9 protein-coding genes are annotated in these 11,189 nt (G+C 41.1%); all 9 read right to left on the bottom strand.

The window, feature by feature from the left end; all coding sequences use genetic code 11:
• Window positions 1-222: 222 nt before the first annotated feature.
• Window positions 223-1,671, bottom strand: a complete 1,449-nt coding sequence (gene nhaC / locus ACSLUK_RS11310) for a Na+/H+ antiporter NhaC (protein WP_448548719.1) — start codon at window positions 1,669-1,671, stop codon at window positions 223-225.
• Window positions 1,672-2,153: 482 nt separating this feature from the next.
• Window positions 2,154-4,184: a carboxy terminal-processing peptidase gene (gene prc / locus ACSLUK_RS11305; RefSeq protein WP_448548717.1), complete on the bottom strand. Its 2,031-nt coding sequence runs from the start codon at window positions 4,182-4,184 to the stop codon at window positions 2,154-2,156.
• A 15-nt stretch (window positions 4,185-4,199) separates the two neighbouring features.
• On the bottom strand, window positions 4,200-4,841 hold the full coding sequence (proQ, locus tag ACSLUK_RS11300) for an RNA chaperone ProQ (protein WP_448548715.1): 642 nt from the start codon (window positions 4,839-4,841) through the stop codon (window positions 4,200-4,202).
• Window positions 4,842-4,857: 16 nt separating this feature from the next.
• Window positions 4,858-5,139 (bottom strand): hypothetical protein, encoded by a 282-nt coding sequence (locus ACSLUK_RS11295; protein WP_448548713.1) that lies wholly within the window; start codon window positions 5,137-5,139, stop codon window positions 4,858-4,860.
• Between the two features lie 13 nt (window positions 5,140-5,152).
• Entirely contained in the window at window positions 5,153-5,611 is a 459-nt protein-coding gene (gene msrC / locus ACSLUK_RS11290; protein WP_448548711.1) for a free L-methionine (R)-S-oxide reductase MsrC, read from the bottom strand.
• Between the two features lie 88 nt (window positions 5,612-5,699).
• Window positions 5,700-6,455, bottom strand: coding sequence for an SIMPL domain-containing protein (locus ACSLUK_RS11285; RefSeq protein WP_448548709.1), 756 nt, complete (start codon window positions 6,453-6,455; stop codon window positions 5,700-5,702).
• Window positions 6,452-7,078 (bottom strand): DUF2057 family protein, encoded by a 627-nt coding sequence (locus tag ACSLUK_RS11280; RefSeq protein ID WP_448548708.1) that lies wholly within the window; start codon window positions 7,076-7,078, stop codon window positions 6,452-6,454. Before ACSLUK_RS11280 ends, ACSLUK_RS11285 begins: the two co-directional genes overlap by 4 nt.
• 99 nt (window positions 7,079-7,177) lie before the next feature.
• Window positions 7,178-8,350 (bottom strand): 2-methylaconitate cis-trans isomerase PrpF, encoded by a 1,173-nt coding sequence (prpF, locus tag ACSLUK_RS11275; RefSeq protein ID WP_448548706.1) that lies wholly within the window; start codon window positions 8,348-8,350, stop codon window positions 7,178-7,180.
• A gap of 65 nt (window positions 8,351-8,415) precedes the next feature.
• Window positions 8,416-11,007: a Fe/S-dependent 2-methylisocitrate dehydratase AcnD gene (gene acnD / locus ACSLUK_RS11270; protein WP_448548704.1), complete on the bottom strand. Its 2,592-nt coding sequence runs from the start codon at window positions 11,005-11,007 to the stop codon at window positions 8,416-8,418.
• Window positions 11,008-11,189 lie beyond the last annotated feature (182 nt).

Below are 11,189 nucleotides of genomic sequence, written 5' to 3'. Positions count from 1 at the left end.
TCAAAGCGCATTTTCATTCGATTCGTTACACGTGTTTTCGAATCACTAAGCTCAACAGTAAGATCGGTTGAATCAATCTTGAACGCACTTGGCTGATAGTCAGCTAAAAATCTTGGGGTAAAATCCGTCATGGAGACTCCTTGAAGTTCATCAGGCAAAAAGAAAGCCTGTTTAATAACAGGCTTTCTATAATAATGAATAAATATTAATTTAGAAAAAAACTTAGTTGTTTGTCACTAATTTTTTAATTTTAAATCCGATAAAGCCGTATACAACCGCTAAAACAGGGTTAATAAGATTAAAGAAACAGTAGAATATATATTCTAACGGGTTAACCATTAACACACTGTACATGTACGCTCCACATGTATTCCAAGGAATTAACGGCGAGGTTATCGTGCCTGAATCCTCTAAGGTACGACTTAACACCAATGGATCTAACCCACGTTTTTCATACTCTTCTTTATACATGCGACCAGGCATTACGATAGCCATATACTGGTCTGCAGTAATCAAGTTGGTTCCGATACACGTAGCAACTGTGCTGGCAATTAAACTCCCTGTAGACTTGGCAGTCGCTAGTATTGCATTAACGAACTTACGCAACATGCCTAAGTGCTCTAATACTGCGCCAAAGCTTAATGCACACATGATTAGCCAAATCGTATTTAGCATACTGGACATGCCGCCACCGCTTAACAATTGATTCAACTCTTCATTGCCAGTTTCAATTGCAACGCCATCAAAAAATGCTTTCCAAACTATTGTTACATTCGCCATTAAAGCGTCTGCATCACCTGCCAAACGCAAAATAAGCTCTTGCTGAAACAGAACAGCCCAAATTGCTCCCATCAATGCGCCTATACATACCGCTGGAAACGCTGGCATTTTCTTAATGGCCAAAACTAGTAGTACAACAAGTGGAATGAGGTTTACAACGCTTAAATCAAATTGTGCAGCTAGTTGTTCATTAAGCAAAGCAATCGAGTTAGTCGTGGCAACTGACGTTTCAGTTAAGCCTAATACTATAAAAATAATAATCGCAGTACAAATAGACGGAACAGTTGTCCACAGCATATAGCGAATATGGGCGAATAACTCACTGCCGGCAACTGCAGGCGCTAAGTTTGTTGTTTCTGATAAAGGCGAAACCTTATCACCAAAATAGGCACCTGAAATTACTGCACCAGCGGTAATTGCCGGTGATAACCCTAACCCTTGTGCAATGCCAAGTAATGCCACACCGATAGTTGCAGCAGTAGTCCAAGAGCTACCAATACTCATTGCAACTACACCACAAATAATACATGAAGCTGCATAAAACCAAGCAGGATCAAGTATCATGAGTCCATAATAAATCATCGTAGGTACTGTGCCCGATAACAACCATGTTCCGATCAGTGCACCTACAGATAATAAAATAAGAATCGCGCCTAACGACAGAGAAATACCTTTGACTATCGCCTCTTCGATAGATTTCCATGTGACACCATTCTTGATACCAATGACAATCGCTATACCCATGCTAATAAGTAACGCAATTTGGTTCGGGCCGTAAGAGGAATCAGAGCCAAACACCGACACCGCGGCTGATAGCATGATAATTAGGGCAATTACAGGGATAAACGCTTCTAGTAAGCTAGGTGATTTACTACTTGTTATATTTGTCATAAATGAACTTCAAACCTTAGGTCTGTATCATTTCGTATAGTCAATTATGTATTTCCACAAAGTAGAACATCAAATGCTCAACGTTAACGAAGTGGTATATCAAAACAGGTGAAGTATCTCACCCTAAAAACAAACTATTGTAACAATAACCCGGTTAAATTTACGATGTTATGTTACGTCGAACATGGCGACAAAGTCGCGTGTTGACCATTTATTTTATTAGTTCAATAAACTATGCGAATTGGTACGACTAATTTTATAATAGTTTTAATGTGCGGAGCATAAAATGCCGTGACTTTACCCAGAGTGCAAGTGTTTTCTTCAAACGATATTTCGCTCGCTGTTTATTTATACGGCTTACATCAAATAAATATGCACTTTGTCTCTCCTTCCCTAGTATCGCTTTACAGTTATAACTCCCAAATTTCATCGAAAAAAAAGCCCGCTTATATTGCGCGGGCTTTTTGACTATAAGTTGAATTTTATTTCTGAGCTACTTTTCCAAGAGAAACATAATCCAAAGTGATTTTGGCTGTTTCATCTAAGAATGGATCTAATTCTTCAAGCTCCTCTGGAAGGTCGTCTAATGATTTAACTGGTTCTTTACCTAACATAGCCAGACGCTCATTAGCTCGCTTTAACCGCTTAGCTTTGCTTTTCTCACGCTTCGCCTTACGTTTCTCATAGTTCAACGAAATTGAGATATCATCTTTCTCAGCCTTGTATTCAGCAATATCGTCAAGCAAGTAATTAAACTCAACATTGTCTTTGATTCGCTCTTTGTGCAACGAACTCAAATAAGTTAAATCTTTAGTAATATCTGCTAGCGGAGAATATCTTGCTCTAGGCACTTGATCCCACGGCAAGGCGTTTTCTTCTCGGCTTTCTCCCCACTCTTCTGGCTCTACCGCAGAAGGAAATGCAATATCAGGTACTACACCTTTGTGCTGAGTACTACCGCCATTTATGCGATAAAATTTAGCGATCGTGTACTGAATACTTCCCAATGGTTTTTCGTATAGATCATAAACACGACCCAATGGACGATGTTGTTGCACAGTTCCTTTGCCAAACGTTTGTTCGCCTATAATGATGCCACGACCATAATCTTGTATTGCAGCCGAAAATATTTCAGAAGCAGAGGCACTATATCGATCCACCATAACCGTTAGCGGACCATCAAAATAAGAAACGCCATCTTTATCACGATTGACCGAAATGCGATTAGCATTATCTCGAACCTGAACAACAGGTCCTTTATCAATAAACAAGCCAGTTAATAACGTTGCTTCGCTCAACGAACCGCCGCCATTACCACGTAAATCGACAATAATGCCCTCTACACCAGCATCCTGAATTTTATCAATTTCTTTCTTAACGTCGCGTGAAAGATTGTTATAAAAACTTGGGATTTTAATGACACCAAGCTTTTTACTTTGCTCATCACCAGGTTTTTCGTAATAGATTTCTGACTTCGCCGCCCTATCTTCTAGGATAATCTTGTCGCGAACGATAGATACAATTCTTATATTGCCTTCATCGCTTGATTCGCCCATCACCTGAAGACGCACTTGGCTCCCTTTCGGTCCCTTGATCAAATCAACGACATCATCTAATCGCCAACCGATAACATCCACAAAGTCTTCTTTACCTTGCGATACACCAACAATGCGATCTTTTGGCTTCAATTGCTTAGATTTGTCTGCCGGACCACCCGTGACAATACTTTGAATCACGGTGTAATCTTCTTCCGCACGCAGCACTGCGCCAATACCTTCCAAAGATAAATTCATATCCATTTGAAAGCGTTCAGCATTTCGTGGCGACAAATAAGAGGTATGCGGCTCTACGACACGCGCAAAGCTGTTCATTACTACTTGAAAAACGTCTTCACTTTCACTTTGTTTTAGACGTTTTATCGCATAGTTGTAGCGCTTTGTTAAACGATCTTGAATCGCTTCCCAATCTTTACCAGCCAACTTAAGGTTTAGCGCATCATATTTAACTTTTAATCGCCATAACTCATTAAGTTCTTCAACCGATTTAGGCCAATCGGCTTCTTCACGATCGAACACATACGCTTCGTCTTTGTCGAAATCGAATGGCTTATCGAGTAACGTAATGGCATAACGGTAACGTTCTAACCGACGCTCTAAATTTTTGTTATAAATTTCAAACGCCGTGGCCAATTTTCCTCGTGCAATCATATTGTCGAAGTCAGCAGCATATTTTTCAAAAGATTTTATATCTTCCGCTAGAAAAACATTACGATTGTAGTCAAGCTGCTTGATATAGCGCTCAAAGATTTGCTCAGACAATACGTCATTCATGTCGACGGTTTTATAGTGAGCGCGAGTAAACTGTGCAGTAATTCGTTTACTCGCTGTGGCATGCTGACTTTCAGGAACTAGATTGGGTAAAGACTTAGTTGAATCAACGTCAAAAAACGCGAAAAGAGGGGCACTTGTAATAGACAAGGATATGGCAAGTGCGATACCGCTAAATTTTTGCATGCCAGTTACTCCATATTATTCAGTAAAAATGTTCTTAATCTGTGTTTTCACAACCATACCAGAATTAAGTTGAACACTGATGTCATTGCCTGCAACCTCAGTAATAACAGCATCAATTGGGGCGTTGCCTAATTGAACTTTTACTTTATTACCAACACTTACAGAACTTGACTCTACAGGTTTAAGTTTAGCTAGATCTTTCGATTGTGCACGCTTAGTTGATTTAACCGTCTTGAACTTGCTCTTATCTTTACCTTTTGCAGAACCTTTCTCATCAGCCTTCTTACCTTTATAGGTTTTTTTAGCTGGCTTGTCTTTATTGATTTTGTTACCAAACTTTTCTTGGCTTTCTTTTAACGTTTTACTTGCGTAATCTGCTTGCTCTTGATCGATCTCAGCAACTTCCTTGCCTTCAATATCAATTCGCTGTGCACCAACTTTTACTGACTTCAAGTATCTCCAGCTACTCGTATAGTGACGCAACGCCTGACGTAGACGAGTCTTACTAACCGTTTCGTCACCTTCAAGTGCTTCAGCTAATTCCTGAAAAATACCAACTTTAAGTGGTTTTGCGGGCCCCTCTATAGAAAAACAAGCGGGGAATCGCTCAACCAAATAAGCGATAATTTCTTTTGTTGTCGTGCGTTTAGTTTCCATAATACAACTTTACTTTCTAATCTGTTAAATATTGATCACGATTGGTGAGCAAATGCTGACACCAATCAATAATATCGTCACTTTCAAGTTCAGGTAAAACATCCTGACCTATCCAGTTTTCCCATACCAACTCCAATAGTTGATGCAGTTCTTCAGGAGAAATGTCCTCTTCTGCATAATCATAAAGGGTATGATAAATTTCGTTCAGTTTTTCTGCTGCCATATCTTCCATGCCGTCCCAGTCACCTACAACAGCTTCAGAGACTAGGTAGTCATGAATAACAACAAATTCTTTCATTTACTTCAATGCCTTAAAAACATGCTTTTTCAAGCAACCTGACAATAGCTTCAAGCCCTGCCTGGTCTTCTTCATCAAATCGTTGATACTGGGTACTATCTATATCAAGTACAGCAACAACTTCACCATTCCGTCTGACTGGAATAACAATTTCAGCATTGCTGGCAGCATCACATGCAATGTGGCCAGCAAATTGATGAACATCGGCCACTAATTGCGTTGTATTTTCCGCAGCGGCTGTTCCACATACGCCCTTACCGAGAGGAATACGGATACAAGCGACCTTCCCTTGAAATGGCCCTAAAACCAATTCATCACCAACTACACGATAAAATCCCGCCCAATTCACATGCTCAAGAGCTTCAAAAAGAACAGCGCTAACGTTCGCCATATTCGCTATATTATCAGCTTCACCAGCGATTATCGCTTCAATTTGCTGTAATAATTGTTGATAGAATTCTGATTTAGTCATCCAACTAAGACCACCATAACAAAAATGCGCATAACATACCTTGATATAACAGCAAATTAAAGCATTATCGTAACATATTGATATTTATCTACGGCAAAATAGCAAAAGTGGCGATAACTTGCGCACTAATTTCTCGATCGCCATGATTTGAATTAAATCCAGTCCGCATTTCGGCCACTGCTGCGTATGATCTTGGCACATGGTAAGAGGATTCGCGTAGATTAATCAGTTGTCCTAATTTAACGTTCATGGTTTTCGCCAGTTGTTCTGCTTTGTTTCGGGCATTTAATACCGCAGCAGATAAAACTGATTGATAATGTTCTTCAGTGTCACTAAAAGACAGTTGTAGTGGTGAAATATTAGTAATGCCTATTTTTATCGCATTATCTAGCAACTTGTCGTAATACGAAAATTCAGTGAATGTAACTGTAAACGTCCGGCTCACACGAAAATAAGGCACAACGATTTCGGGCGTTTCATCAAGCTCAATATCAGTTTTCACTTTTATTTGGCTATTTACTTTTTTATTAACACGGCTGTGGTCAAAACGAGGATCTGGTTTTTCATAGATTGGTGTTAACATTAATTGGGTAGACTCAATCTGCGAGTCAGTTATGCCTAACTTCTTTAGAGACGACACCAAAAGTGTACTTTTTTTGTCAACGATAGCTTTCGCTTTACTCGCACTGGCTACCCGCTCCTCAATCGCCAGATTGATTTCATATCTGTCAGGCGTAAGTTTTATACTGGACTTGCCGATAACCTCAATACCATCTGCGCTATAACTTGACAATGCAGTTACCGATAATGATATACATAACAATAATTTAATAAACTTCATCATTTATCCTCTAGCTCTTTATCAATATAATTCGCAAACGCTTGCTTTTGCTCCGGAGTCGCTTGATGCCACCAATGCTTGAGCATAGTAAGTGAATTAATCTGAGTATTGGTGGAATTTACGGTAACTTGTTCTACTTGCTTTTCCTCAACTTTTGCAGGTTCAGTCAAATCTTTCTCGAGCGTTTTATCTACGGCAGTTTGTGTTTTCAGCACACGCTTGAATTGAACCTTTTTGTTCTTTTCATCAACCATCAAAAATTCAGGCGACTTTGCATATTCTCGAGCACGATCTTCTTGTTCAAAAATAGGCGCTTTTAAGAAAATATCTTCATCTTTCGTTAACATTAATTCGATGGTGAACGGACGCGAACTGACTTTAATGGTATCGTCTTCATCTCCGTCAAACAATTCGCGATACTGAAGTTCAATAACGTTAGTGCCGACCCAAAGTTCTAGCGATGAGGACAATGCAAAAAAACTAAAATTACGTTCTTCCCCATTGACACTTAGCGCTCTAAAATTCTCGGGCAGATGAAGCTTCGCACCATTTGCGATAAAACTCGTAAATGCGATGGCAACCACGCCAACTAGACTTAAACTGAGTCGATGTACATCCTTGAACATAGTTAATTTTTCTCTCTTTGAATAGATACAATAAAAAACCTCAATTCAGTGTAACGCTAAATTGAGGCTTTTATAAGTGATGAATTGTAATCGATTTATTTATTCGATGGGAATACGTACTAGACCTTCCATTAATACTCGTGCACTTCGACTCATGCTAACTTGTTGCACCTGCCAACGTCCTTCACTAGCGGTTGCTTGTGCACCAACCTTTAGCGTGCCTGATGGGTGTCCAAAAGTCACAGATTCACGCTGTCCACCGCCCGCAGCTTCGTTAACCAATGTACCAGGAATTGTCGCTGCTGTGCCAATCGCCACTGCAGCAGTTCCCATCATTGCATGGTGTAATTTCCCCATAGACAAAGCGCGCACGCTCAGATCAATATCTTTTACGCCAATGTCTTTACCGCTTGATGCCTGATAGCTTGCTGCAGGCGCTACAAAGGCAATCTTTGGTGTATGTTGACGTTGTTGAGCTTCTTCAATCGACGAAATCAACCCCATCTTAAGCGCGCCATAGGCCCTTATTTGCTCAAAACGTGCTAACGCATCTTCGTCGTTGTTTATTGCATCTTGTAATTCTGTACCTGTATAGCCAATATCATTAGCACGCAAGAATATTGTTGGGATACCCGCGTTAATAAACGTCGCATCAAATGTGCCAATGTTTGGTACTTCTAATGTGTCAACGAGATTGCCCGTCGGAAACATATCCCCTTCACCATCAGCCGGATCAATAAAATCTACGCGTACTTCTGCCGCAGGGAAAGTAACGCCATCAAGTTGAAAATCACCGGTTTCCTGGACTTCGTAGTTAGTTACTGGAATGTGTGCAATAATTGTCTTTTTGATGTTAGCCTGCCAAATTCGTACCTGCACCACACCATTTTCAGGTATACGTTGTGCATCAATTAAACCACTGTTTATGGCAAATGCACCAACAGCAGCTGTTAAATTGCCGCAATTACCACTCCAATCAATAAATGGTTTATCAATCGCTACTTGGCCAAATAGGTAATCAACATCATGGTCCGGAGATTGGCTCTTTGACAATATCACCGTTTTACTCGTACTAGACGTTGCCCCGCCCATTCCGTCAGTTTGTTTGCCATATGGATCGGGGCTACCAATCACACGTAGTAAAATCTTGTCGCGGATTTCGCCTGCTACCTGTGCTTCAACAGGCAAATCATTAAGATTGAAAAATACCCCTTTGCTCGTACCACCGCGCATATAAGTTGCAGGTATTTTCATTTGAGGTGCAAATGACATTAATAATATTCCTTAGAAAAAGCAGGTAACCTTTGTAGAGATTACCTGCTTAAGTTTGAAAGCAATTAGTGAGCTGAAGACTCAAGAAAGTCTTGTGCAAATCGCTGCAAAACACCACCAGCTTCATAGATCGACACTTCTTCAGCGGTATCTAGGCGGCATTTCACTGGTACCTCTACCACATCACCATTTTTGCGAGTAATAATCAGTGTTAACTGTGCCCCTGGCGTACGCTCCCCAATAACATCGTACTGCTCTGTGCCGTCGATATTATAAGTATGGCGGGTATCACCATTGATGAACTCTAAAGGTAACACGCCCATTCCCACAAGATTAGTTCTGTGAATACGTTCAAACCCTTCAGCTACAATGACTTCGACACCGGCTAAACGAACACCTTTTGCAGCCCAATCACGAGAAGACCCCTGACCATAGTCGGCACCAGCAATAATGATAAGTGGTTGTTTGCGTTCCATGTAGATCTCAATCGCTTCCCACATGCGGGTCACTTTGCCTTCTGGTTCAATGCGTGCCAAAGAACCTTGCTTAACCTCACCATCTTCTATAACCATTTCGTTAAAGAGTTTAGGGTTTGCGAATGTTGCTCGTTGTGCCGTTAGGTGGTCACCACGGTGTGTTGCATACGAATTAAAGTCTTCTTCCGGCAATCCCATCTTTGCAAGATATTCACCTGCTGCACTAGAGGCCAATATAGCATTTGATGGTGATAGGTGGTCGGTTGTAATATTGTCACCTAGAACAGCTAGCGGACGCATACCTTTCATTGTACGCTCGCCTGCAAGTGCCCCTTCCCAGTATGGCGGGCGACGAATATAAGTGCTTTGTGGACGCCAATCATATAAAGGATTATTTTGTTCACCATAGTCAACGCTTAAATCGAACATTGGCTCATATACTTTACGGAAATGATCAGGCTTAACACTACTTGCCACTACTGCATCAATTTCTTCATCAGTCGGCCAAATATCTATAAGCGTAATGTCATTACCTTGCTCGTCCTGACCTAACACATCATTTTCAATATCAAATCGAATCGTGCCCGCAATCGCATACGCTACAACGAGAGGTGGTGACGCTAAAAATGCCTGCTTGGCATATGGGTGAATACGGCCATCAAAGTTACGATTACCAGACAGTACAGCCGTTGCATACAAGTCACGGTCAACCACTTCCTGCTGAATTTTAGGGTCAAGTGCTCCACTCATGCCGTTACATGTCGTACACGCAAAGCCGACAATGCCAAAGCCCAATTTTTCTAATTCAGGTAAAAGAGCTGACTCTTCAAGGTACATTTGCACCGCTTTTGAACCTGGTGCTAGCGACGTTTTTACCCATGGCTTGCGCTTCAAACCTAATTTATTGGCGTTACGTGCCAACAGACCAGCAGCAATAACGTTTCTTGGATTACTAGTGTTGGTACAACTGGTTATTGCAGCAATAATACACGCACCATCAGGCATTAGACCTTGTTCATGCTCGATATCTTTAGCAATGCCTTGTGAAACTAAATCTGTGGTAGATACACGACGATGTGGGTTTGATGGACCCGCAATGTTGCGGCCAACAGTGGATAAATCAAATGTTAATACACGCTCGTACTCGGCATTATTAAGATCATCAGCCCACAAGCCTGTAGTTTTCGCATACTGCTCTACCAATTTAATTTGTTGATCATCACGTCCCGTTAAACGAAGATAATCAATTGTTTTTTGGTCAATATAGAACATGCCAGCCGAAGCGCCGAACTCTGGGGTCATGTTAGAAATAGTCGCTCTATCGCCAAGTGTTAAATCAGCCGCACCTTCACCAAAAAACTCTAAGTAGCTCGACACCACTTTTTCATTACGCAAAAATTCTGTAATTGCTAGAACAATGTCGGTTGCAGTGATACCTGGTTGTCGTTTTCCTGTAAGTTCTACACCAATAATGTCAGGAAGGCGCATATACGAAGCGCGGCCCAACATAACACTCTCAGCTTCTAGTCCACCCACTCCAATTGCAATAACACCTAACGCATCAACATGTGGAGTATGACTATCGGTACCGACTAATGTATCAGGAAATGCGATGCCATCGCGTGCATGGATAACGGGTGACATTTTTTCCAAATTGATTTGGTGCATAATGCCGTTGCCAGGAGGGATAACATCCACATTCTTGAACGCTGTTTTTGTCCAATTAATGAAGTGAAAGCGATCTTCATTGCGTCGATCTTCAATTGCTCTGTTTTTTTCGAACGCATCCTTTTCAAAACCGCCATGTTCAACAGCTAATGAGTGATCAACGATCAACTGGGTCGGCACAACTGGATTAACTTTTGACGGATCTCCACCTTTCTTGGCGATCGCATCGCGCAAACCAGCCAAATCGACTAATGCGGTTTGTCCTAGAATGTCATGACAGACAACGCGTGCAGGGAACCAAGGAAAATCTAAATCGCGCTTACGTTCAATAATTTGTGTTAACGATGCTTCCAGTTTTTCTGGTTCACAACGTCTAACAAGGTTTTCAGCAAGTACACGAGAGGTATATGGAAGTTTTTCATAAGCACCAGGTTTAATTGCTTCGACGGCCTCTCGGGTATCATAATAATCGAGACCTGTACCTGATAAGGCTTTGCGGTATAAGGTATTCATAACTTTTCCAGAATATTGTTTGTCTGGGTGAACCAAAACCAAATGAATTAAACAATTGGTAAAGCTCACTCCTTTTATTTTGACGCTTGATAGCTAGGTAAATCAAATCGTTCAAATGAGCAGTGCATAATATAGGAATAGCGCCCACAGTGGCGCTATTCTATTATGTCTTCACAGTACGC

It is taken from the genome of Thalassotalea fusca, from assembly GCF_053485835.1.
The sequence above is the reverse complement of the archived record's forward strand: the minus strand, read 5'-3'. Positions and strand labels throughout refer to the sequence as shown.

Excerpts from the sequence above, each read along its gene's own strand:
- nhaC (WP_448548719.1), bottom strand. The coding sequence starts at position 1,671 with ATGACAAATATAACAAGTAGTAAATCACCTAGCTTACTAGAAGCGTTT.
- prc (WP_448548717.1), bottom strand. The coding sequence starts at position 4,184 with ATGCAAAAATTTAGCGGTATCGCACTTGCCATATCCTTGTCTATTACA.
- proQ (WP_448548715.1), bottom strand. The coding sequence starts at position 4,841 with ATGGAAACTAAACGCACGACAACAAAAGAAATTATCGCTTATTTGGTT.
- ACSLUK_RS11295 (WP_448548713.1), bottom strand. The coding sequence starts at position 5,139 with ATGAAAGAATTTGTTGTTATTCATGACTACCTAGTCTCTGAAGCTGTT.
- msrC (WP_448548711.1), bottom strand. The coding sequence starts at position 5,611 with ATGACTAAATCAGAATTCTATCAACAATTATTACAGCAAATTGAAGCG.
- ACSLUK_RS11285 (WP_448548709.1), bottom strand. The coding sequence starts at position 6,455 with ATGATGAAGTTTATTAAATTATTGTTATGTATATCATTATCGGTAACT.
- ACSLUK_RS11280 (WP_448548708.1), bottom strand. The coding sequence starts at position 7,078 with ATGTTCAAGGATGTACATCGACTCAGTTTAAGTCTAGTTGGCGTGGTT.
- prpF (WP_448548706.1), bottom strand. The coding sequence starts at position 8,350 with ATGTCATTTGCACCTCAAATGAAAATACCTGCAACTTATATGCGCGGT.
- acnD (WP_448548704.1), bottom strand. The coding sequence starts at position 11,007 with ATGAATACCTTATACCGCAAAGCCTTATCAGGTACAGGTCTCGATTAT.